Below are 23,248 nucleotides of genomic sequence, written 5' to 3' on the forward strand. Positions count from 1 at the left end.
CGTTCACGCTTCTCGACCTCCTTCGCCCGATGGCTGATGTGTCTGACATGCCTGATGGGCCGTCAAAGTCATGTCCTGCGAGGGGATGTCGGGCGTCAGAACCTCGGCCGCCTCCGGCAGCGTCAGCACCGCCCGCGCGATCGCGTCCGAGTCCTCCAGCGTCACCGAGCCGACGCCCGGCCGGATGCCGACCGCCGTCACCCAGCGCACCCCCTCCGTCGGCACCCCGAAGGCGAACCGGTGCGGGTGCGCCCGGCCCGCCGCGTCCACCAGCCGGGGAGGGTTCCTCGTCACCGCGAGCCCGCCCGTCTCCCGGCCGCCCAGCCGGTAGGGCACGCAGTCACCGGCCGCCAGCAGCCCCCGCAGCAGGGGATCGGCGCTCCGCCGCAGATCGACGACGGGCAGCCGCGCCTCGACGAGCGCGCGGACCAGCACCGGGGGTTCGGGCACCTGCTCCGCGTCCACGAGGAAGCCGCCGTCGCGCGCGGAGGGCCGTACGCGCATCCCCGGGCCGAGCACATGCACCACCTCCGCCTCGATCAGCGCGATCAGCTGCTCGATGCGGAAGGCCGGCGGACCGATGGACGTGTACGCGTTCAACGGCGTGTACCAGCCGTCCAGTTCGGCCCGGTACGAGGCGCCGGACACCCCACCGTGGTCGACCACGAGCCGTATCTCGTTGCGCAGGTCCCGCAGGGCGTCCAGCGCGGCCTTCACCGGCCCGCTCACATTGCCCAGCCGGGCCTCGGCGACATCCCGCCGCAAGTACTCCAGCAGCCAGTGCCGGAAGTCGTCACGGCCGGCGAAGTCCCGGTCGCCGTAGGGCCGTTCGATCCGCCGCCAGTCCCACGGCTCGGCGGGCGCCACCCCGTACCGGTCGGTCCACGCCTCGTCGTGGACGGTCCGTACCTCACGGTCGATCAGCGGCCAGATCTCGTCGCGGAAGGAGACGGGGTGCCCGTCGTCCGCGCGCCGCCGCAGCCCGGCGATGACCTCGGGGGTCAGGAAGCGGGGGTGGTGGCGGCCGAGCGCGCCCTTCTCGTTCTCGCCGCGTGCGTGGTACGGCACCCCGCGCCGTGAACCGGCGTACAGCACAGGCTCGTTGCCGCTCGGCAGGTACACCAGGCCGGACTGGCTCTCCTTGAAGGTGCCGCCGCGGCCCTCGGTGAGCAGCGCCACGCAGTCGAAGAAGTTCAGCCCCAGGCCGCGCAGGGCGACCGGGGTGCCCGGCGCGATCCGGCTCAGGTCGGCGTCCGCGGGGTTGGCGGGCCGCACGTAGAGCGGGCCGTGCCGGTCGGCGAAGGAGCCCAGCGCACGCTCCTCCGGGCTCGGGGTCAGGCCGCCGTGGCCGAGCGCCAGCACCACCGAGTCATGCCCGGCCAGTTGGTCACCACCCGCCAGGGTCACCGTCTGCCGCCCGTCCGGGGTGTCCGCCAGGGCGACCGCGGTCGCGCGGTGGGTGTGGACCGTCACTCCGGGAGGGGCGGTGCGTAAGAGATGCCGGAAGACCCACTCCAGGTAGTGGCCGTGGAAGGCGCGGGTCGGATAGGTGTCTGGGCCGAGCCGCCGCGCCTCCTCCAGGACCCGGTCCGGGTACGCCCCGGGCCCCAGGGTGCGCGCCCACTCGTACAGGCTCGGCCCCGGCACCGACGGCCCCGCGCAGTCCACGCTGTCGTCGGTGAACAGGGTCACCTGGGAGGCGACCGTGTTCATCAGCAGCTCGGGCGGCTGGCCGGTGCGCCACACCGCGCCCGCGCCGGGCGGGTACGGGTCGACGAGGTGGACCACGACCGGCCCGGCGGCCTGTCCCGCGTTGGCGCAGATCCGCTCCAGGACCGAGAGCCCGCGCGGACCGGCGCCGATCACACACACGCTGATGGCGTCACCGGGCCCGGTCATTCCCGGCCCAGCCCGTCGCGCCAGCTCGGCCGCAGCGGCTTCCAGCCCAGTTCCGTACGGGCCCGGTCGTTCGCCGCGCCCCGCGCCGCGGTGAGCTGATGGGTCATGAACCAGCCGAGGAGCCGGGGCGCGAGTGCCGCCGGAATCGTCCGTGGGGGCGGGCCGCCCAGGGTGCGGGCGAAGTGCGGCAGCCACTGCGCGGCCGGGGCCGGATCGTCGTCGGTCACGTGGAAGACGCCGGTGGCCTCCGACTCGACCGCCGTGACGGCCGCCCCCACGGCGTCCACCACATGCACGAACGAGGTGATCCCGGATCCGCCCCCGGGCAGCGGGAGCTTTCCGGTCAACACCCGTTGGCCGGTCCCGCCGATACGGGCGTACGCGGTCCCGGGGCCGTACAGGGTGCCGTACCGCAGCACCACGCCCGCGAGGTCCGGGCCGCTGCCCAGGACCTGCCGCTCCAGCTCGGCGACGGCCCGCACGGTGGCGGCCCAGCCGGCGTCCGGGGCATCCACGTACAGCGGCGCGTCCTCGTCGAGGACCGGATCGCCGGACGGGGCGGCGGCGAAGGCGACGGACTGCGCGACCAGCCGCCGCGCACCGGACGCGCGGGCCGCCGCGACGAGATTGGCGGTCCCCTCGGTCCGCAGCCGTGCGGTCAGCGCGAAGGCCCCGACGGGGTCGTCGGGCAGCAGCCGCAGCGCCGTCATCTGGTGGACGACCACCTCGGGCCGGGCGGCCGACACCGCGGACAGCAGGCTCGCCCGGTCCAGGGCGTCGGCGACCACGACCGCGTCCGCCTCCGGAGCCCGGGCCCGGGACTTCTCCCGTACCAGCGCGCTCACTTCATGACCGCGCGCCCGCAACGCGCTCACCAGCGGATGTCCGACCACACCGGTGGCCCCGGCGACCAGTACGCGCACGGCTCAGCCCTCCGTGGCGGGGGAGGCGACGGGAGCGACAGGAGTGGTGACCCGCATCAGCAGCCGGCACGCCTTGTCGCCGTCGCGCAGACAGCTCTCGGCCCGGTTCTCCGTCAGGGGCACGCCGAGCCCCTCGGACCAGCCCGCGTGGATGTCGGTGCACGGGCACCGGTAGCCCTCCAGCGAACCGGCCATCCGGACCATGGTGATGGCGAAGTTCCGCCGCAGCGTGAGCACGATCAGGCCCTCGTCCTCGTCCTCGACCTCGGTGGAGGCGTTGCGCAGCTCCCGGGGGAACATCCGGTCGCCGCACTCGTCGTAACGGCGGCGCAGCTCCTCCAGGTCCTTGCCGTTGTCACCGCTGTCGGGCAGCGGCCCCGACCTGCGGGCGACGCGCTGTCCGACGTGCAGGGCGATCTTGCGCAGCGCCTCGGCGTTGATCTCGTTCGCGGCCTGCTGCCCGAAGCGGCTCGCCACGCCCTGGTACCAGTGGGCGTCGTGCTGCCACCACAGCCGGTACGCCTCCACCGTCTGCGCACGCCGGCCGACCTCGTCGGCACTCACGCCCGCCCCCCGGCGGCGAACCGGTCGCGCATCACGCGTTTCAGGACCTTGCCGGTGGCGCCCTTGGCCACGTCGTCGGGCTTCATCCGCAGGGCCCGGGTCACCGGGGGGAATCCGGCGGCCGTGAGCACAGCGTTGACCCGCTCGGTCCAGGCCTCCTCGTCGCTCCCCTCACCGCCCCCCTCACCGCCCCCCTCGGCGCTCTGCTCGTCCGCGAGCTGGAGCAGCGCGTACGCCTCGGCCTCCCCGTCGCCGTCCCAGTCGGCCCGTACGCCCTCGGGGGCGACCCCGACGACCGTGCAGTCGGCCAGCTCCGGCAGTTCCCGCAGCAGGAGTTCCTCGGTGCGGGTGCTGAAGAGGATCCCGTCGCGGGTCCGGACGGCGTCCGGTGCCCGGTCGAGGTGGTAGAAGTTGCCCTCCTCGTCCTGCTGGGCGAGGTCCCCGGTGAGCCAGTAGCCGCCCAGCCGCATCCGGTTCCAGGTCAGCGAGTCGTTCCAGTAACCGGGCGTGAGGGTGGGCGACTTGAGGCCGAGGCGGCCGATCCGCCCGGGCGGCAGCGGGGTGCCGTCCTCGGCGAGCACGGCGGCCTCGGCGAAGCTGATCGGCTTGCCGACACAGCGCGAGTAGGCCGAGGTGTCCTTGGTGTGCCGGTTGTGGAAGACGGAGTAGCCGGCCTCCGAGGAGCCGAGCCCGTCCACGAAGACGGACCCCTCGACCCGTACGTGCCGCAGGTCCTTCTCCATCGTCCGGTGGCTGCCGTGCTGGACGAGGGCCCGGATGTGCGCCTCGTGGGCCGCGTCCCCGGTGTTGAACCACACCTGCACGCTCGACAGATCACGGTCCGCGAGCGGCTCGGCGGCCATCTCGCCGAAGGTACCGGCGAAGGCCAGCACGGTGGTGGGCCCGAACTCCTCGATGGCGTCGAGCACTTGGGAGCCGCGCTGGCTGGAGAGCAGTTTGATGTCCGTGCGCAGCAGCAGGCAGTACAGCAGCGTCGCCACCATGGCGTTGTGCGCGCCCGGCAGCCCCACCAGCGTGCGTGCCATGTCGGTACCGGTGGCGTAGCGGAGGCGGTGCACCTGCGCGTACATCAGCGTCCGGTGGGTGTGCGGAACTCCCTTGGGCATCCCGGTGGTTCCGGAGGAGTGCGAGATGAGCACCGGATCGGTGGGGTCGTGCCGGTACGGATAGGAGGACGGGAGCGACTCGCGGTGCTCCGGGCGGATGTCGGCGGCGGTGACGCGGAAGCCGAGCCCCTCCGACCTCTCCGCAGCCTCCGTCGACAGCACGTCATGGTGCTCGCGGTCCGTGAAGGCGCCGACCGCGCCCTGCCGTCGTACGTACTCCCGGGCGGTCTCCGGGGGCAGATTGCCGTTGACGAACGACGGGACGGCGCCGAGAGCCGTCAGCGCCAGGAAGTTCACCGCGAACTCGGCGCTGGAGTAGGAGTGGACGGCGACCGGGTCGCGGGGCCGCACACCCCGGGCGGCGTACCAGCCCGCGTACGTCTCGACCGCCTCGTTCAGCTGCCCGAGCGTCAGCACCTCGGGCCGGCTGCCGTCCGGTGCCCGCCAGCTGCCGTCCGTCCACAGCACGGCCTCGTCGAGCGGCCGACCGTACGCGGTCAGGCGCTCCAGCACGTTGCCGGCGCCGAGTTCGGTGTCGGAGCAGATCCGCGCCCGCTCCTGCCTACTGATGAGCATGGGTCTCCGTCCCGTTCCTTGCGTCGGTCGTTGCCTCTGTGTCAGCGGTGTCAGCGGTGTCGGCGGTGAGGAGGAACGCGGGCGCGCGCGAGTCGGTCACCAGGAGCCGACTCCCGCCCTCCCGCAGCAGCCGCCGATGGGCGGCGGCCAGGTCGAACAGGCCCTGGATGTCGCCGGGCCGCGGGGCCGCGTCCGTTCCGTGGGCGCCCAGGTCGCCGCGGCTGTCGGTTTCGTTGTCGTACGCCTCGGCCGACCGGACCGAGACGGCTGTTCCGGTGCCGGGACGGCCCAGCAGGAGCGCCGCCGCGAGCCCGGCGTCCGCGGGAAGGGCCGGGGCCGGGTGGCCGTGACCGTCGGCCAGTTCCTCGTGCACGGTGGCCAGCCGCTCGCCGCCGCCCAGCTCCACGCCCACCACCAGGACCCGGTCCACCTCCGGGTCCTCCAGGAGGAGATCCACCATGGAGAGCAGTTCGGTCACCGGGTCGTCGAGGGTGGAGAGGCTGAACATCTGCCCGGTGATCCCGAACTCCCGGCTCAGACAGCCCAGTACGGAGTTGGGGGTGGCCTGCATGAACAGCAGCGGGTTGTGGACCCGCCCGGAGACCATGCGCCGGCTGGCCAGATCCGCGGTGGTGGTGTCACCGGAGGTACTCGCCAGCGCAACCGCGGTACGCGAGCCGTCCCCGGGCCGTTCGGCGAGGCACAGCCGGGCGGCCTCGTACGCGAGCGGGCTGAAGGCCGACTCCACGAAGCCGGGGAGCCTCGGCAGCGGGATGTCGCCGTCCCGCCCGGTGCCGTGGGTGGCGGTGGCGGTGGTGAGGATGCCGAGGGGCGACCGCAGCACGGTTCTGTGGCTGTTCTCGGTCTTCTTGGTCAGGGTCACGGCCGCTCCAGGACGAGTGCGGTGTTGGCGCCTCCGAAGGCGGCGTTGACGGTGAGGGCCCGGCGGGGGTCGGCCCGGCGCGGCTCGTTCGGCACGTAGTCGAGGTCGCACTCCGGGTCGGGCCGGGTGAACCCCGCGGTCGGCGGCAGTACGCCGTCCGTCAGGGCCAGCATCGTGATCACGAACTCCACGACGCCCGCCGCCTCCAGGAGGTGGCCGGTGGTGCTCTTGGTGGAGCTGACCGGTATCGACTCGGCCCGCTCCGGGAAGGCGGCCCGCAGCCCGCGGGTCTCGGCCCCGTCGTTGTACTTGGTGCCGGTGCCATGGGCGTTGACGTAGTCGAGGGCGGCTCCACCCGGGTCGCCGGCGAGCCGCATCGCCTGCCGGGCCGCGCGGGCGAGTCCGACACCCTCCGGGTGCGGCTGGGCGATGTGGTGGGCGTCCGAGGCCGCGCCCCAGCCCACCACGCCCGCCAGCGGGCGGGCACCGCGGCGCCGGGCGTGCTCGGCGGACTCCAGCACGACGACCGCCACACCGTCGCCGAGCAGCAGCCCACTTCGGTCGGCACTGAACGGCCGCACCATTCCGTCAGACGACAGCGCCCGCCCGGAGTCGAACTTCCCGAAGGTCTCCTCCTCCACCAGATATCCGCCTCCGCAGACCGCCGCGTCGATCCGCCCGGAGGAGATCAGCCGGCAGGCGTGGATGATCGCGGCGGCGGAGGCGACACAGGCATTGGTGAACGTGAGCCGAGGCCCGGTCAACCCGAGTTCCCCGGCAAGGAGTTCGGTCAGCCGGGCGGGCACGGCGTCGGCAACTCGCTCGGAGCCGGCGGCGGGCACGGCGTCGGCAACTCGCTTCACGTCCGTGGAGGTCTCCCGCACCGGTTGCTTTTCAGGGGCGCGGGGAACTGCGCGACCAGCCACAACGGACCCGCAGCCAGCATCCGACCCGGCGCCCCGCCAATACCGAGTCACGCTCGTGTGATCCCCGGCCACACCGAGCAGAACGGCGGCTTCCGCACCTGGGGCGAGCCCCGCCATGACAAGGGCTTCGGCGCCGCACTCGGCAAGAGAGTGGCGGAGAGCCCAGCCCTCAACCGCGTCGGGCCCATCACCCGCGGCCCCCGCCATCGCCGTACGGTAAGGCCCGGTATCGAACCGGGTCGTGACGGCGAACGAAGGAACCCCCGCGAAGACCCCCCGCCGCAAGGCGTCGGCCCCCGTACCGAACGCGGTCCGCACACCGAACCCGGTGACGGTCACCTCACCGCTCATGGCGACCACCCTCTTCAGGGCGGGCCGCCTGGTCGGCCTGGGCGGCACGCAGATAGTCGGTGAGCCGCCGCAGCGAGGTGAACCCGGCGATGTCCTCGTAGGTGGGCTCCACGACCAACCCGAACCGCTCCTCCACCACGTGCAGCAGCCACACCAACCCAAGGGAGTCCAGGATCAGTTCGGTGTCCTCACCGAGTTCGTCGGGCACGCCGGGGAAGATCTTGCGGTCCGCCAGCAGCTCGCGGACGGTGTCGGTGGTGAGGGGGGAGAGCGCGGGCTCCCCCTCGCGTGCGTCGCTCGCCGTGGCCCCCGTGCTCATGCCTTCGCACCGCGTCGGACGATCTCGGCGACGAGGGAGCCGAGGGTCAGGGAGGCCAGGGGTTCGATGTCGGTGTCCGGTATCTCCACACCGAACCGCGACTCCAGCCGCAACGTGAGCTCGATCAGACTCAACGAGTCCAGATCCAGCCCGCCGACGGTCACCGGACTTTCGTCCGTGATGCCGTCACGGCTCATCAGGATGTTCATCTCGTCGATGACGGTGCCCAGAACGAACTCACGGATCTCGTCTTCCAGGACAGACGTACTCATGATCAGAATCTCCAGTGAGGGGTAGAGCGCCCCAAAGGGGCGCGGGGAACTGCGCAACAAGCCACAACGGGGCCGTCAGCCGGCAAACGACCGCTCACACCCGCCTCACCCGACGGCGCGTTCACGCAGCAACGCGGGCTGGCGCACCAACTTTCCGTTGGACGTACGAGGCAACGCGTCCAACAGCCGGACCACCCGCGGCAACTTGTAGTCGGCGAGCCGCTCCCGGCACCACCGCAGCAACTCCTCGGAGGAAGCCACAGAACCCGTCACGACATACGCCTCGGTCACGTCCCCGTGAACCACGACCGCCTGCTCAACCGCAGGATGCCCCCGCAGCACGTTCTCGACCTCGGTGAGATCCACCTTGAGGCCGCCGATCACGACAAGGGAGTCGGCACGGCCGTGCACCCGCACCGCCCCGGTGCCGTCCACCGAGGCCCGGTCCCGCGTGCGCAGCCAGCCGTCCGCGTACTGCGTACCGCCGGAGTCGAAGAGGTACGGCGACTCGTCGAGGGCGACGTCCAGTTCGCCCCGCCGCACCCGTACGACCACGCCCGGTGCGGCCGGGCCGACCGACGGCCGCAGCGTGCCGCCGACGTCCATGGCGACCACACCGCTCTCGGTGGTGCCGTAGGACTCGCCGACCGGCACCCCGTAGCGCTCGGCGAACCGGGCGGCGACGTCCGGCGGCATCAGTTCGCCGCCCGACACCGCGACCCGCAGGTCGGGCAGTTCGGGTGGATCGACGGCGGCGGCGAGCAGTTCGTAGTGCATCGGCACCCCGAACAGGGCGGTGACCCGGTGGTCCACCGCGGTCCGCAGGAGGTCGCGGGCCGAGACGCGGGGCGCGAAGACGACGGAGACACCGGCCGCCAGGGAGTGCAGCAGCCCGGCGACGAGGCCGAAACTGTGCGCCGTCGAACTGAGCAGCAGTACCCGGTCGCCCTCGCCCGGCATCCCGGTGATCCCGGCGAAGCGGTCCACCTCGGCGGCGAGCGACGCGGCGGTCCTGCCGATCACCTTGGGCCGCCCGGTGGAGCCGGAGCTGAACTGGACCAGCCGGTGCCCGGTGTCGGCCGGCCGGCCCGTTCCGCGGCACTCGGTGACGACCTCGTACTCGGGCCGGAAGCCGAACGTCGCCTGGACGTTGGAGCCCGCCCGGACCATGAACTGTGGCCGGCAGGACGCGCAGAGCGCGGCCACCTCGGCCGGTTTGAGCCGGAAGTCGAAGAGCATCACCTGGGCGCCCAGCCGCCACAGCGCGAGCAGCACCTCGACCTGGGTGAAGCTGGGCGGAGTCCGCAGACCGACGGTGCTGCCCGGACCGATGCCGAATCCGGCGAACACGGCGGCCTGCTCGGCCACCCGTTCCCGTAACTCGCCCCGGGTGACCGTCTCCTGTTGATGTGTCAGATACGGCAGAGCGTCGTCCCGCGCGTCGAACAGCCGCCGGACGAGGGAACCCATCCCGTCGACGTCCACTGGGCCATCGGACAGGCCGTCTCTCAGCGGGTCCCTCAGTGGGTCTCTCAGGCCGCCGCCCATCAGACCTCCTTGCAGAACTCGCCGATGGGCAGGCCCACATGGCGCTTGTCCGTGGCCAGATAGCCGAGCAGTTCGTCGCCGGTCCGCAGTTCGGTGACGTTGAGGACCTTCCCGCCCGGTCCGAGCACCCGTACGTGCCAGTCGTCCTGCACGGTCAGACTGACCAGTCGGCCGTCCTCGGCCTGGGTACGGATCTCCAGGAGCGGCCGGGACTCCAGCTTGGCGCGGCCGACCACGACCCGCCGGGTGCGGCCGTCGGCGCCGACCCCCAGCAGGACGCTGCCGGAGCCCACCTCGCTGAGGTAGCTGGTGCGGTTGTCGGGCCCGAGCGTGTACGAGTGCAGGGCACCGGCGTTGACCCGGAACGGCCTGGTCGGCATGTACGGCAGCGGGTGGGTCTCGCTGCAGCAGAGCACGAACCCGGAGGAGTACGAGCCGACGAGGATGCCCTCGTCCTCCTCGAAGTGCGAGCAGGTGTCCACGCAGACCCGGTCGCCGAGCCCCACGTGCCGGATGCTCTCCACGGTCAGTGTGGACAGCTCCAGTTGGGGTGTCGTGGCCTCCAACAGCCGTGCCAGCGCGAACACTTCGTCGGCGCTGCGGGGCGTGAACAGGATGCCGTCCGAGCCGCGTTCGAGGACGTCGAAGACGATGGCCGCCTCCTCCAGGCCGTCGACGACGGTCACCAGCTTGCCCTCGGCGGACTCGGCCGCGGCGAGCACGATCTCCAGCGGGATCTTGGTCGGGTCGGCGAAGTGGATGACGGTGTACGGCAACGCCATGGCGCCCGCGCAGGACAGCGTCAGGGTGCGGTCGTCCCGTACGTCGACGAACCCGGCGGCGGGCGTGCCACCGGTGTCGCCGGTTCTGCCGGTGCCGCCCGCGCCACCGGCGGCACGGTTGTCCGCGGCGAGGGCGTCCAGCTCCTCCTGGGTGCCGAACTTCCGCAGCAGGAGGTCGATTCCGGCGGCGGTTCCCGTGGCGGTTCCGGTGGCGGTTCCGGTGCCGGCCGGGGAACTGCTCTTCCCGGAGGGGAGGTTGGCGTCCTTCGCGCCTCCGGCGCCCTTCACCTCCTTGTCGCCGGGCTTGGCTCCGGGCCTGTCCCCGGGCTTCTTCGCGGCGGCCGTGCCCGGCGCCCCGGTCATCAGCACCCGTGTGACCGTCGGCGGCAGCGTCCCGAGCAACTCGGCGTCGGTGGCCACGACTCCGGCCATCCGGCTGTGGACGGCGGCGTCCACCACTGCCTGGAGCTGCGGACGGGGGACCTCACGGAGATCGATCCATGCGAACCTCATGCGACTCCTGCCACGATCGTCGAGTAGTTAGACATGCCCATGTCATTCGAGAGGGTGGTGCCGCCGCCGTGCACGACCGCGGAGAGCCGGGACACCAGCGCGGCGGGCGAGGGGGACGAGAAGATCCGGCGGCCGATGGCAAGTCCCTGGCAGCCGGTGGCCATCACGGCGGCCCCGTACTCGACCAGGTCGGAGCCGTCCGGCGGACCGCCGGCCGCGAGCACCGGAATGGGGCTGTTGGCCACCACCTCCGCCATCCGGTCGATCGGCAGGGCGACGGAGGTCTTCACCATGTCCGCGCCCAGGTCGGCGGCGACGTTGGCCAGATGGGCGAGGAGGGCGGGGTCGCGCGGGTCCTCGATGCGGGGGCCGCGGGGGTAGACCATCGCGATCAGCGGCATGCCCCACGCGTCGCAGGAACGGGCCACCGCCCCCAGGTCGGCGAGCTGCTGGGACTCGGTGTCCGAGCCGATGTTCACGTGGACGCTGACCGCGTCCGCGCCGAGCCGCAGCGCCTCCTCGACATCGGCGACCAGCACCTTGGCGTGGACGTCGGCGGAGCGGGCGGTGCTGGCGCTCAGGTGCACCACCAGGGCGCAGCTCCTGAGGACGTCCGGGGCGAAGGCGCGGGCACGCCCCTTGTGGACGATGATCCCGTCGGCCCCGCCTGTCACCAGTGCGCGCAGCAGGTCGTCCCACTTGTCGGCGGGGACGATCGGGCCGTCCGAGACGCTGTGGTCGAGCGGTACGAGCAGGTGCCGGTCGTCACCCGCGAGCGAAAGTCTTCTCAAGCGTAATAGCTTGCCAGTTTTCAGCATGGGTAATGCGCCTTCCCAGCCCGGAGGCCGCATTTAAGAAAGCCGAACCGCGACATCCTGTTGCGGTCTCCATGTCCGAAAAACGATGGTCGTAGAACTTTCAAGTTCAGTCGGCATCAGCATTCACGCGTAATCGACCGTTGGCAAGGCGTGATCACCGGAAAATTTTTATGCGCGTTCGGGAATGAATATTGACAGTGATTTGACAGGTATGGCGGGGTTGACGCCGCGGGAGGGTGCTGTTCGTGGGGTGTTGGGCGGCAAATGCCGAGGTGGCGGGTGTGATGCGCTCTATGCGCATTGAGGAGGTCTGCCCCCGCGCATGGCCGCATCGGACGCTTTCCTACCGATGTCACGTGTAAATGCCAGGCAATTCCCGCGGGCAGCTTTTCTTTCGGGCTTCCTTGTCGAAATTGAATTTCCGGGCCTAGGGTGTCAGGCGCGCTCCGGAACGTGTTACATGCGAGGCCGTCCCCCCATCTGCACCCGGACCGTACGGACCGGGCGTACCGGAAGTGACTTCCCCATGCCTGATTTACCGTCCAAGACCGCTCCCGAGGCTGTTCCCGAGACCGCCGGCCCAAGACCGGCCGCGTCCCCACCGCCGACGGCGAAGACCACCGAGACGTCCGCCGGGAAGACCGAGGCCCCACGGGTCGCCGTCGCCAGCCTGGTCGGCACCACGATCGAGTACTACGACTTCGCGGTGTACGGCACCGCGAGCGCACTCGTCCTCGGCCCCGCCTTCTTCCCCTCGGGCAACGCCACCGTCTCCTCCCTGGCCGCGTTCCTCACGTTCGCCGCGGCCTTCCTCTCCCGCCCCCTGGGCGTCGTCCTGTTCGGCACGATCGGTGACCGGCTGGGCCGCCGAAGGGCCCTGGTCGCCTCGCTCCTGCTGATGGGCGTGGCCACGGTCGGCGTAGGGCTGCTGCCCACGTACGAGACCGCCGGACTCCTCGCCCCCGTACTGCTGGTGACGCTCCGTCTGCTGCAGGGCGTCAGCATGGGCGGTGAGTGGGGCGGGGCGGTGCTGCTCGCCGCGGAACACGCACCGCCCGGCCGCCGCGCGCTGTACGCGTCCATCCCGCAGGCCGGCCCCTCGCTCGGCTTCCTGCTGTCCACGGCGGTCATCCTGCCCACCCTGAACATCGTGGGCCGGGACGGCTTCGTCGACTGGGCCTGGCGGATCCCGTTCCTGCTCAGCACCGTCCTCGTCGTGGTCGGCCTGTGGGTACGTACGACGGTCTCCGAGTCGCCGGTGTTCGACGCGACGGCGAACCGCACACCCCCGACGCAACCCGCACCCGCGCTCACACCCCCGACGGCATCCCGCTTCCCGCTGGTCACGCTGCTCAAGCGGTACCCCGGCCGGGTGCTGCTCGGCACGGGTGCGGCGATCGGCGGCTCGGCCGTCTACTACCTGACGATCGTCTACAGCATCTCGTACGGGCCGAAGGAACTCGGCATCCCCCAGAACACGATGCTGACGGCGGCGAGCGTGGGCGCGGCGGCCGGAATCGCCATCACCCTCCCGGTCGCCAGGCTGTCCGACCGGATCGGCCGGCGCCCGGTGATGCTGACCGGAGCCGTCGGCTGCGTGGTGTGGGCGGTGCCCATGTACGCCTCGCTGAGTTCGCGCGACGGGCTGGTGATCACCGGCGCCTACACGGTCGGCCTGATATTCCTGGCGCTGATGTTCTCCCCGGTGGCGGCCTTCCTCCCGGAGCTGTTCCCCGCCCGGCTGCGCTACACCGGCGCCTCCGCGGCCTTCATCCTCGCCAACACCCTCGGCGGCGGCTTCGCCCCACTCGTCGCCACCTGGCTGAACAGCCACTGGGAGTCACCGCTGGTCCTCGGCTTCTACACCGGCACCCTCTGCCTGCTGAGCCTCCTGTGCCTGCTGGCACTCCCGGAGACCCGCGACCAGGAGTTCGACATCTGACGGGGCTCCGATCACGGGAACGGACCGGTGAGATCCAGGACGGCTCACCGGTCCGGCACGCTCACAAGTCCGGCATGTTCACCCGTCCCGGCGGCGCAGCAGCTCCCGTGCCTTCGTCAGTGCGCTGTCGCGGCCCTGCTCGAACTCCTCCTCGGTGAAGACCGGGGTGCGGTGGTGCGGTGGGATTCCGGGCCCGTCGAAGGTGGTGCCGTCGGCCGTACGGAACTCCTCGTTGGGCAGCGCGAAGCTCCAGCCGTTCGGCAGGGTGCGGTCCATGGTGTCGGAGAAGACGCCCTGGGTGTTCTGCCCGATCCGCACGGGCTCCGGGCTGCGGGCCATCAGCGCCTGGGTGAAGGTCTCGGCCGCGCTGACCGCCAGCGGGCCGGTGAGGACCGCGACCGGTCCGGCGAAGCGGGGCCCGTGGTGCGGCCGTACCGTGATCGGCTGCCCGGGCGTGAACCGGGTCGGGTCCCGGGGGTCGTTGCGGGCGTACTTGGTGTACGCGGTGTACGGACGGTCCGTCAGCCGGGAGACGACGCGCAGCGCCAGCGGGTCGGCTCCGCCGCCGTTCAGCCGCACGTCCAGGATCAGCCCGGGCAGCTTCTTCCACGGAATCCTGTCCAGGGCCGCGTCCAGTTCCGCCTCCCACTTCGCGTACGACTCCTCGTCGGTGTAGCCCACGAAACGGGTGATGCGCAGATAGCCGGGGCCCTCCGGGAGGCGGGCGAACGACAGTGCTCCGCCCGCGTACTGCCGCAGCGGCACTCCGACCGCCTTCGCCACCGCCGTGTCGATCCGGGCGAGGTCCTCGGTGCCGTGCGGCGGTGTGTCGGGGCGCAGGCCTCCGAACTCCCGGTCCTTCCCGTCCGACAGCGAGGTGTGCGCGTCGTGCAGGGGCTCGATCATCTCCCGCAGGACGGCGAAGAGTTCGTCGTCGGTCGTGTCCTTGTCCACGCGGGGCCGGTAGCGGTCGCGGACGGCCTGCCAGTCGATGTGCTTGGCGGCGAAGAACGGGTAGTTCTCGGCGTAGGTCCGCCAGAAGACGTCGAAGACCGCACGCGGATCGGCGGCGGGCTTCTTCGCGCACCGGTCGGGGAGCGCGGCGATCCGGTGCAGCGTACGGGTCCCCGCGCTGGAGGCGATCCGCAGCCGAGCGGTGTTGTCGCCCCGCGGCGTGACGGTGACGTCGACCGCCCCGCCGTACACGGGGAAGCGGCGACTGCCGTCCGGAGCCGCGTGCCCCTGTTGCTCGCCCTTCATGGTGCCCGGCAGACAGCTGACGGCGGTGGTGTCGTACGTCGTCAGACGGCGGCCGCTCACGGCGACCGCCGTGCCGTAGCCGTCCATCTGCCAGACACCCTCCAGCGACGGTGCGGCCCTCCCGGCGGTGGCGCTCGCGGGCGTGGCGACACCGGTCAGGGTGAGCACGGCGGAAGCCGCGAGTGTGACGGTCAGGATGCGTGAGTGCATGGTCGGTTCTACCCCCGGTTCGTACGAATCGACGCTGCGCGGCCACGACGGAGGCGCGGGGACAGCGCACACGGCCGCCCCGCCCCGCCTCGTCCTTGAGTCCCGCCGCTCTGCTGTTCCCAGGATGTCGGCGGGGCCCGGACCGCACGATGGGGCTGGCCTGCGGACCGGCGGTGGGGCTGGCCCCAGCACACGGCGGGCGGTGACAGGGTGCCGGGCATGACCGATGTGCGGGAAGTGATCTGCCGCCCCTTCGGAAGACGTGTCCCGACGGGAGGATTTACGGGAGCGACCGAGGGTCCGCCGCGATGAGGTCCGCCGCGAAGGGGACCGCGGAGGGCGGCGTGTTTCTGGCGGCCCGTTTCTGGAGCACACCGACTACAACCCGTACGGCTTCGGCACTGATGTCGTCCTCGGCGGCGGGCCGCTGGCGGTGACGCCCCACGCCGGCCCGGGCAGGTTCGTGGTGCAGCCGGTCCCGGTGGAGCGGCTTGCCGTCAAGGAGGTGCGGCGTGTCCGGGGCGGCGACGGCGACACCGTCCCCGGCGGGTGGCACATCGCCGAACTCGACGAGGCGGGCACCCCCGTGCGTCTCGCGGCGGCCCCGGCCGACCTGACCCGCATCCTCCGAGCGCCGGCCTCCGGGAGAACCCCGCGATCACCGCGCACCCCGACGCGTGACCATCTCCGACGCGTCAGGCGGGAGTCTCGGGCGTCTCGTTCGCGGCGCGGCGGTACTCGGCGTTGATGCGCTGCGCCTCCTCCAGCTGGTCCTCAAGGATGACGATGCGGCAGGCGGCCTCGACAGGGGTTCCCTGGTCGACGAGTTCGCGGGCGCGCGCGGCGATCCGTAGCTGGTAGCGGGAGTACCGCCGGTGTCCGCCTTCGGAGCGGAGCGGAGTGATCAGCCGTGCCTCGCCGATGGCCCGGAGGAAACCCGGGGTGGTGCCGAGCATCTCGGCTGCCCGGCCCATCGTGTACGCGGGGTAGTCGTCGTCGTCCAGACGACCGCTGAGCGGAGTATCTGCTGTCATGTCACCTCGTTGACCAACGCGTCGAGGGGCCCCGGCGCCGAACGGCACCAGGGCCCCGAAGGAAATTGAACACCATCTGTCGGCGCTACTGCTGCGCCGACCTTCTGTTTCCGCAGTCCGGCCCTGGAGGCGGGCGGGTGTGCGGGGATCGCGAATGCGTGACCGTGGACCACCTTCCAATCCGGGGTCTTGCGTCACCCGGCCGGACGATGTCCTGGCCGGGCGATCCTGATGGCGTCTGCTCCTTCTCTCTCGACCTTGTCTATGAGAGAAACCTTAATCACGGCGCAGGTCAATGTCTACTCCGGCGAGGATAGATTTTGGTTCGCTTGAGGCGTAGGTATCCTGTGGCCCAGGGTTACGGCCGGTAGCACCCGGTGACGTCGGATGCAGGCGGGCGGGGCCGGGCGGGTGAGGTCGGACGAGCCGCTGAATAGACTCGGCTTCCATGACGAACCCCGACCGGCTCCTCGTGGACATCTCCGCCCTCGTGGAGACCGGGCAGAGCAATCAGATGTCGCTGACCGTGGTGGTCGGCGGTGCCGTCATCACCGGCCGGCTCGCTCCCGAGGCCGTGTGGCGGGAGCGGGTGTCGGAGGTCCTGAACGACTCGGACCGCCTGGGCCCGTTCTCCGCGGTCTTCGGCGCCGAGCCGGCGGCGGGCGGCGGCCCCGAGGGCGGCGACCGCGGCGCCCACGACGAGCCACCCGCGTATCTGCACTTCCACCTCGCCCGGATCCTGCAGGGCAACATCGGGATTCCCGAGACGGGCGGGATGTACCGCGTCGCGATCGAGGACGTCAGCGCCTGGACCGTGGGCGACGTCAGCTACTCCGACCACTGAGCTCCCGTACCGGAGCGCTCCGGACAGAGCGATGAGGGCCCTGCCGACGCGCGTCGGCAGGGCCCTCATCGCTCTGTCCCGGCGTCAGCCGGGGAGTACGTCCTGGTGTCGTCGGCTCCCGCCGGTCGTCACAGGCCCAGCGGAGCCGGGGCCGGGGCCGGGGCGGGGCTGCCGAGCAGCGCCGACGCGGTCTGGAGCGGGGTGGCGGCGACCGGGGCGGGCTCGGGCGCGGGGCCGGCCTGGCAGGTGAAGCCGAGCCGGGTCATGGCCCGTACGACCTCTCCGCTGGTGAAGTCACGGCGGTCCTGCCGGGTGATGACCTCGCCCACCTGCTTGACGGGGTAGTGGCGGCGGCCGATGATCACGGACTCGCCCGTGATGGCCTCGGGCTTGACGCCCTTCATCGAGTCCAGGACCCCGCTCTTGTCGAGGTCGAACGGGAACCGGGCGATGACGCAGCGCATGATGCCTCACAGGGAAGGGAGGGGTGGGGAGGGGGAGAGGAGAGAAGAGGGGGACCGGGCCGCCCGGGGGTGGCCCGGCGGGAGAGCGCGAGAACGCCGGGCGACGCCCGGCACGCTCTCCGGACTGCCCGCCGGGAGTGCGTACCGGGCGTCGCCCGGCCGCTCTTCCGGCGAGCGACGGGAATGCTGTGCCAGGGCCTAGGCCGCCGCACCGGCGGCGGACGGTCGCTGCGGCGTGCGGCGGGCCTCGCCGATGGAGCGGCCCTTGCCGCCGGTACGGCCGCGGCGGCCCCGGGACGAGGTGGAGGCGCCGCGCCGCGGGCGGTCGGCGACCGGGGCGGTGATGACGACCGGCACGCCCGAGGGGGCCTGGGCGCCCGTGATGCGGTTCAACTCCGCCTCGCCCGAACGCACTTGAGTGGTCTGCGGAGTGATGCCCGCGGCGGCCATCAGCCGGCTCATCTCACGGCGCTGGTTGGGGGTCACCAGCGTGACGACGCTGCCGGACTCGCCCGCGCGGGCCGTACGGCCTCCGCGGTGCAGGTAGTCCTTGTGGTCGCTGGGCGGGTCTACGTTCACGACCAGGTCGAGGTTGTCGACGTGGATGCCGCGGGCCGCGACGTTGGTCGCCACCAGCACCGTGACGTGCCCGGTCTTGAACTGGGTCAGGGTCCGCGTGCGCTGCGGCTGGGACTTGCCGCCGTGCAGGGCCGCGGCCCGGACGCCGCTGTTCAGCAGGTGCTCGGTCAGCCGGTCCACCGCGTGCTTGGTGTCCAGGAACATGAGGACCCGGCCTTCGCGCGCCGCGATCTCCGTGGTCGTCCGGTGCTTGTCCGCGCCGTGCACGTGGAGGACGTGGTGCTCCATCGTGGTGACCGCGCCCTGGGACGGGTCGACGGAGTGGACCACCGGGTCGGAGAGGTAGCGGCGCACCAGCAGGTCGACGTTGCGGTCGAGCGTGGCCGAGAACAGCATCCGCTGGCCCTCGGGCCGCACCTGGTTGAGCAGTTCGGTGACCTGGGGCATGAAGCCCATGTCGGCCATCTGGTCGGCCTCGTCGAGGACGGTGATGGCGACCTGGCCCAGCCGGCAGTCCCCGCGCTCGATGAGGTCCTTGAGCCGGCCCGGCGTCGCGACGACGACCTCGGCACCGGCACGCAGCGCACCGGCCTGCCGGCCGATCGGCATCCCGCCGACCACGGTGGCGAGCCGCAGCGACACGGAGCGGGCGTACGGGGTGAGCGCGTCGGTGACCTGCTGGGCCAGCTCGCGGGTGGGTACGAGGACGAGGGCCAGCGGCTGCCTCGGCTCGGCGCGCAGACCCGCCGTACGGGCGAGAAGTGCGAGACCGAACGCGAGGGTCTTGCCGGAGCCGGTGCGGCCACGGCCCAGTACGTCACGGCCCGCGAGGGAGTTCGGCAGGGTCGCCGCCTGGATCGGGAACGGCACGGTCACGCCCTCCCGGCCGAGCGCGGCCAGCAGCTGCGCCGGCATGTCGAGTTCGGCGAACGCCTCGACGGCGGGCAGCGCGGGGGTGGTCGTCACCGGCAGCGCGAACTCGCCCTGCGGCGCGGACCGTTGACGGCTGTAGCCCTCGGAGCGGCGCGAGCCACCGGAGTAGCCGCCGCCCCTTCCGGAGCCCGAGCCGCCCGTGCGGGTGGATCCTCCCGAACGGGTGCGGGAGAAGCGGTCGTTCGTGCGTGTGCGGTTCATGCGGAACCTTCCTTGATGAGGCACGTATCAAGGAATTCCCGCAGCAAATGAGCAGCGCAGAGAATTGCAAGAACGAGCCGGAGAGAATGGGGGGCCGAATCGGATCGGCGGGGAATGCTCGCGGGATACGTCGCTGAAGTGCGAGGCGATATTCCGGCGGTGTGGCCGGGTATTCCGTGTGGGAGGGTCCGGCAGTATGTCAACCGGAGCGTCGGTCCGAGCATTCCCGAGGAGCGGGATGGAGCGGGTTTTCTGGAAAGCAGCGAGCTGGGGCCCGCACCCCAAGGTGCGGGCCCCAGCTGCGAAGTACGCGTCAGCGTCAGGCGGGAACGATGTTCTCGGCCGTCGGGCCCTTCTGGCCCTGGGCGATGTCGAAGGTGACCTTCTGGCCCTCCTGCAGCTCGCGGAAGCCCTGGGCGGCGATGTTCGAGTAGTGGGCGAAGACGTCGGCGCCGCCGCCGTCCTGCTCGATGAAGCCGAAGCCCTTTTCCGCGTTGAACCACTTCACGGTGCCTGCAGCCATGTCAAATCTCCTTCGGGGGTGCGTCGGAATCCACAACTTGTGAAATCCGAGTCGCTATGATGATCGCCCCGTCTTCAAGATTTCGGGAACCACAACTGCAACTGAGATCGAGAGTAGCACGCTGCGGTCGGGCGTGTGCGGAGGATAATTCTGCTCTGTCTGTCGAGGAAGGAATGTTCATCGCGCGTCGTGTTCATTTCTTACTTCGCGGGCACAGATATTGACGCGCGAGGGGCGCCGGGCCGTGAAGGGCCCGACGCCCCAGGTGTCGGTCGACGTCGGCCGATGTCGACCCGCGTCGGCCGGTCAGAGTACGTCCGCCGGGTGGATCAGCGCAGCGAGCCGAGCCGGTCGAGGCGCTCGTTGACGCCGTTGCGGAGCTCGCCGAGCGTCGTGCCGGGCGGCGCCACCTTGGGCGTGACGGTCGGCGGCTGGGTCTCGTCCGCGCAGGTCGTGCCCTTGGCCGGGACCTTCAGGTCCACCAGGTAGCCCGTGACCGCGTCCGTCGCGCAGGCGCTCCGTCCGAAAGCGGTGTGTCCCTCCGCCTTGAACGTGAGCAGCGAGGCGTTGTCGAGCTGCCGGGACAGCGCCACCGCGTCCTGGTAGGGGGTGTCCGGGTCGCCGGTGGTGCCGAGGACGAGGATCGGCTTGGATCCCTTGGCACGGTAGGAGCCGTCGTAGCGGCTGACGCGCTCGCCGGGCCACTGGGTGCAGGCCGTGGCGTGCTGGTGGTCGTAGGTCGGCGGGCCGAAGGCCATGGCCGGGCCGAGCAGCGGTGCCGCCTTGGCGTAGGCCGTGACGTTCCGCTTCAGCAGGGCCTGGTCACGCGGGTAGTCCCGGTCGACGCACTCGACGACCACGTTCGGAACCAGGAAGTCGAAGCTGCCCGGGGACGGCGGACGCAGCAGGAACGAGGTGTTGTCGCGCTGCTGGGCCTTGCGCAGGGCCTCGCCGAACGCGGGCCAGATGACCTTGCCCTCGTTGATGTTGAACATCAGCCGGTAGACGAGGGTGTAGCCGTTGGCCAGTCCGCCGCTCGCGGTCGGCACCGGGTTGGCGTCCAGGTCGCGCTTGAGCTTCTCGAACGCCGCCCGGGGGTCGCCGTCACCGAACCCGCAGGTGGCCTGGTCGGTCTTGCACCAGTCGAGGAAGCGGCTCATCGCGCCGTCCAGGGCCAGGTACTGGGGCTTGTCGTAGGAGTACGGCTGGTTGGCGTAGTGCACCGGGTCGTACGCCCCGTCGAGCGCCAGGGCGCGCACGCGCTTCGGGAACAGGGCGGCGTAGACCGTACCGATGTACGTGCCGAACGACCGCCCGTAGTAGGTGAGTTGCTCCTCGCCCAGGGCCTGGCGCAGCAGGTCGATGTCACGGGCGACGTACTCGGTGCCGACGAACGGCAGCAGGTCGGCCGACTTGTCCGTGCACGCCTGGTTGAACTCGGCGGCCTCGCGCAGGGCCGGGCCGAAGGCGTCGGGGCCCGGGGCGCCCTTCGCGTCGGTGACGGCCTTGGTGTACCGCGTGTCGTCCCAGCATTCGAGCGCCGAGCTGCGGGCGACACCCCGTACGTCGTATCCGAAGACGTCGAACGAGTCGCGCAGGGCGGCCGGCAGGTCGTCGTAGTTGCCGCGGACGAAGTCCACGCCGGAGTTGCCCGGTCCGCCGGGCTGCATGAAGAGCGTGCCCTTGCGCTTCGTCTGGTCGGCGGCTTTCTTGCGGATCACCGCCAGGGTGATCTTGCGGCCCTCGGGCGCCCGGTAGTCCAGCGGCACGGCGGCGTTCGCGCACTCGAAGCCGCCCTGGCAGTCGGTCCAGGAGAGGGACGGCACCGGCGGAGGAGGCAGCGGGACCGTCGAGGCGGTCGCCGTCGTCGGGTCCGTCTGGGCGGCCATCGCCTGGGCCCCCGACCCGGCGACGACGAGTGCGGTCACCGCGGCCGCGGCGATCCTCAGGCGCGTGAGCCCCTTCCGCGCCCCGGCGCCGGACTCGCGTCTCGGCCGACGCGTCGAGCGGCCGTCCCGGCCGGGCAAGACATGATCGTGCGTTGTCACTGCGTGGTTCCCCTCGGGCTGGTGTGACAGCAAGAACCCACTGGTCAATGTGAGTTCGGAGAATTTCTAGCTCACCCGCACAGGGAATGGCCAGAAAAGCCGACCATGTTGCCGCCGTTCAGCCGGATCTCCACAACCGGCGGTGGCTGCGCCGGTACGGGACGGCACCCGGGCGCCGGTCGCGTCGGGCGCACCGGCCCCGGACACGACAGCGGTACCGGCCCCGGATGCGGCAGGCTGAGGGGGTGAGCAGCTCCCTCTTCATCAAGATCTGTGGCCTCAAGACCGAGCGGGACGTCGACACGGCCGTCGAGGCGGGTGCCGACGCCATCGGCTTCGTCTTCTCGGCCAGCCCGCGCCGCATCGACGCGGCCACGGCGGCGCGGCTGTGCGCCCGTGTGCCGGAGAACGTCCTGACGGTCGGTGTCTTCCGCGACGAGCCCCTGCGGGACGTACGGTCCCTGGCCACCGACTCGGGCATCCGGGCCGTCCAACTGCACGGGCCCGAGGACCGCGGCTACTACGACGACCTCGCGGCGGGCGGTTGGACGCTGATCCGCGCCGCGGCCTTCGGCGAACCCGCCCCGCGCCTCGGGGACATGGGCGAGGACATCCTCCTCCTCGACGCCCCCGTGCCGGGCTCCGGCGTCGCCTGGGACTGGTCGAGGAAACCCCTCGCCGGGCCGGGTGAGAAGTGGCTCCTCGCCGGCGGTCTCACCCCGGACAACGTGCGCGCGGCCGTCGACACCACCTCACCCTGGGGCGTCGACGTCTCCAGCGGCGTGGAGCGAAGCCGAGGAGTCAAGGACTTCACCCTCATCACCGAGTTCGTCCGGGCCGCCCGCAACCGACCCTGACGCACACGCCCCGCAACCGGCCTTCACACGCGCGGCCCGCAACTGGTCCTGTGCCGCGCGGCCTGCAGCCGGTTCTGTGCTGCGTGGTCCGCAACTGGTTCTGTGCTGCGCGGTCCTCAACCGGCCATGAGCTGCGCGGCCTGTAGCCGGTCTTGAACCGCGCGGTCCTCAACTGGTTCTGAGCTGCGTGGCCCGCAGCCGGTCCTGAACCGCGTGGCCTGCAACTCGGCCTGTGCTGCGCGGTCCTCAACCGGCCATGAGCTGCGCGCCCCGCAGCCGGTCGTGTGCCGCGCGTTCCGCAACCGGCCCTGTGCCGCGCGGCCCGCAACAGGTCCCAAACCGCGCGGCTCGCAGCCGGTTCTGACTCGTGCCACCCGCGACCGGCCTTGAACCGCGCCGCGCGCGACCCGACCCGCGCCGCGCGCGACCGGTCCCGACCCGCGGCGCGCCCAACCGGTCCCGGCTCGCGCCGCCGTGCCCGCGTCAGCCCTGCTTGGGGGCGGCCTGCTGGACCACCTCGAAGGTCCACAGCGTCGAGTCCGTCGCGGCGGGCTTCGGACGCTCGCCGCCGGCGGCGGCCCCGTCGCGGTGTGCGGCCTGGCCGCGCCCGGACATCCAGTTCTGGAAGTCCTCCTCGGCGCGCCAGCGCGTGTAGACGAGGTAGGCGTCGGTGCCCTCCACCGGACGCAGCAGCTCGAACCACTCGAACCCGTCCGAGCTGTCCACCGTCCCGGCGCGAGAGGCGAACCGCTTCTCCAGCGTCTCGCGCTGGTCTTCGGGAACCGTGAGTACGTTGATCTTGACGATGCTCATGCTCCCATTCTCCAGCAGCCGGCACGGCGGCCGATGGCG

At 71.6% G+C, this 23,248-nt stretch carries 21 protein-coding genes and 1 pseudogene; 4 read left to right on the plus strand and 18 right to left on the minus strand.

Annotation, left to right across the window (positions count from 1 at the left end; translation table 11 throughout):
- Positions 1-3 precede the first annotated feature (3 nt).
- The 11 genes from ACZ5VQ_RS12815 to ACZ5VQ_RS12865 form a co-directional block, all read right to left on the minus strand.
- Positions 4-1,899 carry an FAD/NAD(P)-binding protein gene (locus tag ACZ5VQ_RS12815; RefSeq protein WP_469104889.1) on the minus strand — a complete coding sequence of 632 codons (1,896 nt, stop codon included), beginning with the start codon at positions 1,897-1,899 and terminating at the stop codon, positions 4-6.
- On the minus strand, positions 1,896-2,822 hold the full coding sequence (locus ACZ5VQ_RS12820) for an NAD-dependent epimerase/dehydratase family protein (protein ID WP_469104890.1): 927 nt from the start codon (positions 2,820-2,822) through the stop codon (positions 1,896-1,898). Before ACZ5VQ_RS12820 ends, ACZ5VQ_RS12815 begins: the two co-directional genes overlap by 4 nt.
- Before the next feature lie 3 nt (positions 2,823-2,825).
- Positions 2,826-3,386: a hypothetical protein gene (locus tag ACZ5VQ_RS12825; protein ID WP_469104891.1), complete on the minus strand. Its 561-nt coding sequence runs from the start codon at positions 3,384-3,386 to the stop codon at positions 2,826-2,828.
- Entirely contained in the window at positions 3,383-5,089 is a 1,707-nt protein-coding gene (locus tag ACZ5VQ_RS12830) for a class I adenylate-forming enzyme family protein (RefSeq protein WP_469104892.1), read from the minus strand. Before ACZ5VQ_RS12830 ends, ACZ5VQ_RS12825 begins: the two co-directional genes overlap by 4 nt.
- Positions 5,076-5,972 carry a hypothetical protein gene (locus ACZ5VQ_RS12835; RefSeq protein WP_469104893.1) on the minus strand — a complete coding sequence of 299 codons (897 nt, stop codon included), beginning with the start codon at positions 5,970-5,972 and terminating at the stop codon, positions 5,076-5,078. The genes ACZ5VQ_RS12830 and ACZ5VQ_RS12835 overlap by 14 nt, the downstream gene beginning before the upstream one ends.
- The gene (locus ACZ5VQ_RS12840) at positions 5,969-7,249 is read right to left on the minus strand and encodes a beta-ketoacyl-[acyl-carrier-protein] synthase family protein (protein ID WP_469104894.1); all 1,281 of its coding nucleotides are present in this window, start codon (positions 7,247-7,249) and stop codon (positions 5,969-5,971) included. Before ACZ5VQ_RS12840 ends, ACZ5VQ_RS12835 begins: the two co-directional genes overlap by 4 nt.
- Positions 7,239-7,568, minus strand: a complete 330-nt coding sequence (locus ACZ5VQ_RS12845; protein WP_469104895.1) for an acyl carrier protein — start codon at positions 7,566-7,568, stop codon at positions 7,239-7,241. The genes ACZ5VQ_RS12840 and ACZ5VQ_RS12845 overlap by 11 nt, the downstream gene beginning before the upstream one ends.
- Positions 7,565-7,840, minus strand: a complete 276-nt coding sequence (locus tag ACZ5VQ_RS12850) for an acyl carrier protein (protein ID WP_234048347.1) — start codon at positions 7,838-7,840, stop codon at positions 7,565-7,567. The genes ACZ5VQ_RS12845 and ACZ5VQ_RS12850 overlap by 4 nt, the downstream gene beginning before the upstream one ends.
- 105 nt (positions 7,841-7,945) lie before the next feature.
- Positions 7,946-9,310 carry a class I adenylate-forming enzyme family protein gene (locus tag ACZ5VQ_RS12855; RefSeq protein ID WP_469105022.1) on the minus strand — a complete coding sequence of 455 codons (1,365 nt, stop codon included), beginning with the start codon at positions 9,308-9,310 and terminating at the stop codon, positions 7,946-7,948.
- Positions 9,311-9,387: 77 nt separating this feature from the next.
- Positions 9,388-10,683, minus strand: coding sequence for a 3-dehydroquinate synthase II family protein (locus tag ACZ5VQ_RS12860; RefSeq protein WP_469104896.1), 1,296 nt, complete (start codon positions 10,681-10,683; stop codon positions 9,388-9,390).
- The gene (locus ACZ5VQ_RS12865) at positions 10,680-11,501 is read right to left on the minus strand and encodes a 2-amino-3,7-dideoxy-D-threo-hept-6-ulosonate synthase (protein ID WP_469104897.1); all 822 of its coding nucleotides are present in this window, start codon (positions 11,499-11,501) and stop codon (positions 10,680-10,682) included. Before ACZ5VQ_RS12865 ends, ACZ5VQ_RS12860 begins: the two co-directional genes overlap by 4 nt.
- 526 nt (positions 11,502-12,027) lie before the next feature.
- Here ACZ5VQ_RS12865 and ACZ5VQ_RS12870 point away from each other — a divergent pair.
- Entirely contained in the window at positions 12,028-13,443 is a 1,416-nt protein-coding gene (locus ACZ5VQ_RS12870) for an MFS transporter (protein WP_469104898.1), read from the plus strand.
- A gap of 78 nt (positions 13,444-13,521) precedes the next feature.
- On the opposite strand, the gene ACZ5VQ_RS12875 is transcribed toward ACZ5VQ_RS12870, so the two are convergent.
- Positions 13,522-14,913, minus strand: coding sequence for a S41 family peptidase (locus ACZ5VQ_RS12875; protein WP_469104899.1), 1,392 nt, complete (start codon positions 14,911-14,913; stop codon positions 13,522-13,524).
- A 361-nt stretch (positions 14,914-15,274) separates the two neighbouring features.
- Here ACZ5VQ_RS12875 and ACZ5VQ_RS12880 point away from each other — a divergent pair.
- Positions 15,275-15,661: pseudogene (locus tag ACZ5VQ_RS12880) on the plus strand (hypothetical protein); the annotation flags it as partial.
- On the opposite strand, the gene ACZ5VQ_RS12885 reads toward ACZ5VQ_RS12880, so the two are convergent.
- Positions 15,609-15,947 (minus strand): MerR family transcriptional regulator, encoded by a 339-nt coding sequence (locus ACZ5VQ_RS12885; protein ID WP_055618087.1) that lies wholly within the window; start codon positions 15,945-15,947, stop codon positions 15,609-15,611. The pseudogene ACZ5VQ_RS12880 and the gene ACZ5VQ_RS12885 overlap by 53 nt on opposite strands.
- Positions 15,948-16,395: 448 nt before the next feature.
- Here ACZ5VQ_RS12885 and ACZ5VQ_RS12890 point away from each other — a divergent pair, with 448 nt between their 5' ends.
- Complete coding sequence (locus ACZ5VQ_RS12890; RefSeq protein WP_469104900.1) at positions 16,396-16,791, plus strand: hypothetical protein; 396 nt, start codon at positions 16,396-16,398, stop codon at positions 16,789-16,791.
- 128 nt (positions 16,792-16,919) lie between these two features.
- Here ACZ5VQ_RS12890 and ACZ5VQ_RS12895 read toward each other — a convergent pair whose 3' ends face one another.
- From ACZ5VQ_RS12895 to ACZ5VQ_RS12910, 4 genes are all read right to left on the minus strand, one after another.
- Positions 16,920-17,255, minus strand: a complete 336-nt coding sequence (locus ACZ5VQ_RS12895; protein ID WP_189843973.1) for an SCO5918 family protein — start codon at positions 17,253-17,255, stop codon at positions 16,920-16,922.
- Positions 17,256-17,453: 198 nt separating this feature from the next.
- A complete protein-coding gene (locus ACZ5VQ_RS12900) occupies positions 17,454-18,968 on the minus strand; it encodes a DEAD/DEAH box helicase (protein ID WP_469104901.1) in 1,515 nt (504 codons plus the stop codon).
- A 319-nt stretch (positions 18,969-19,287) separates the two neighbouring features.
- The gene (locus ACZ5VQ_RS12905) at positions 19,288-19,491 is read right to left on the minus strand and encodes a cold-shock protein (RefSeq protein WP_055611897.1); all 204 of its coding nucleotides are present in this window, start codon (positions 19,489-19,491) and stop codon (positions 19,288-19,290) included.
- 329 nt (positions 19,492-19,820) lie between these two features.
- Complete coding sequence (locus ACZ5VQ_RS12910; RefSeq protein WP_469105023.1) at positions 19,821-21,380, minus strand: alpha/beta hydrolase; 1,560 nt, start codon at positions 21,378-21,380, stop codon at positions 19,821-19,823.
- 386 nt (positions 21,381-21,766) lie between these two features.
- Here ACZ5VQ_RS12910 and ACZ5VQ_RS12915 point away from each other — a divergent pair, with 386 nt between their 5' ends.
- Entirely contained in the window at positions 21,767-22,396 is a 630-nt protein-coding gene (locus tag ACZ5VQ_RS12915) for a phosphoribosylanthranilate isomerase (RefSeq protein ID WP_469104902.1), read from the plus strand.
- 483 nt (positions 22,397-22,879) lie between these two features.
- On the opposite strand, the gene ACZ5VQ_RS12920 is transcribed toward ACZ5VQ_RS12915, so the two are convergent.
- Positions 22,880-23,209, minus strand: coding sequence for an antibiotic biosynthesis monooxygenase family protein (locus ACZ5VQ_RS12920; RefSeq protein WP_469104903.1), 330 nt, complete (start codon positions 23,207-23,209; stop codon positions 22,880-22,882).
- Between the last annotated feature and the right edge of the window lie 39 nt (positions 23,210-23,248).

The sequence above is a fragment of the Streptomyces sp. NPDC033178 genome (genome assembly GCF_055577685.1).

Coding starts and splice junctions, on each gene's coding strand:
- ACZ5VQ_RS12815 (WP_469104889.1), bottom strand. CDS start 1,899: ATGACCGGGCCCGGTGACGCCATCAGCGTGTGTGTGATCGGCGCCGGT.
- ACZ5VQ_RS12830 (WP_469104892.1), bottom strand. CDS start 5,089: ATGCTCATCAGTAGGCAGGAGCGGGCGCGGATCTGCTCCGACACCGAA.
- ACZ5VQ_RS12840 (WP_469104894.1), bottom strand. CDS start 7,249: ATGAGCGGTGAGGTGACCGTCACCGGGTTCGGTGTGCGGACCGCGTTC.
- ACZ5VQ_RS12845 (WP_469104895.1), bottom strand. CDS start 7,568: ATGAGCACGGGGGCCACGGCGAGCGACGCACGCGAGGGGGAGCCCGCG.
- ACZ5VQ_RS12850 (WP_234048347.1), bottom strand. CDS start 7,840: ATGAGTACGTCTGTCCTGGAAGACGAGATCCGTGAGTTCGTTCTGGGC.
- ACZ5VQ_RS12855 (WP_469105022.1), bottom strand. CDS start 9,310: ATGGGTTCCCTCGTCCGGCGGCTGTTCGACGCGCGGGACGACGCTCTG.
- ACZ5VQ_RS12860 (WP_469104896.1), bottom strand. CDS start 10,683: ATGAGGTTCGCATGGATCGATCTCCGTGAGGTCCCCCGTCCGCAGCTC.
- ACZ5VQ_RS12865 (WP_469104897.1), bottom strand. CDS start 11,501: ATGCTGAAAACTGGCAAGCTATTACGCTTGAGAAGACTTTCGCTCGCG.
- ACZ5VQ_RS12870 (WP_469104898.1), top strand. CDS start 12,028: ATGCCTGATTTACCGTCCAAGACCGCTCCCGAGGCTGTTCCCGAGACC.
- ACZ5VQ_RS12875 (WP_469104899.1), bottom strand. CDS start 14,913: ATGCACTCACGCATCCTGACCGTCACACTCGCGGCTTCCGCCGTGCTC.
- ACZ5VQ_RS12885 (WP_055618087.1), bottom strand. CDS start 15,947: ATGACAGCAGATACTCCGCTCAGCGGTCGTCTGGACGACGACGACTAC.
- ACZ5VQ_RS12890 (WP_469104900.1), top strand. CDS start 16,396: ATGACGAACCCCGACCGGCTCCTCGTGGACATCTCCGCCCTCGTGGAG.
- ACZ5VQ_RS12895 (WP_189843973.1), bottom strand. CDS start 17,255: ATGCGCTGCGTCATCGCCCGGTTCCCGTTCGACCTCGACAAGAGCGGG.
- ACZ5VQ_RS12900 (WP_469104901.1), bottom strand. CDS start 18,968: ATGAACCGCACACGCACGAACGACCGCTTCTCCCGCACCCGTTCGGGA.
- ACZ5VQ_RS12905 (WP_055611897.1), bottom strand. CDS start 19,491: ATGGCTGCAGGCACCGTGAAGTGGTTCAACGCGGAAAAGGGCTTCGGC.
- ACZ5VQ_RS12910 (WP_469105023.1), bottom strand. CDS start 21,380: ATGGCCGCCCAGACGGACCCGACGACGGCGACCGCCTCGACGGTCCCG.
- ACZ5VQ_RS12915 (WP_469104902.1), top strand. CDS start 21,767: ATGCGGCAGGCTGAGGGGGTGAGCAGCTCCCTCTTCATCAAGATCTGT.
- ACZ5VQ_RS12920 (WP_469104903.1), bottom strand. CDS start 23,209: ATGAGCATCGTCAAGATCAACGTACTCACGGTTCCCGAAGACCAGCGC.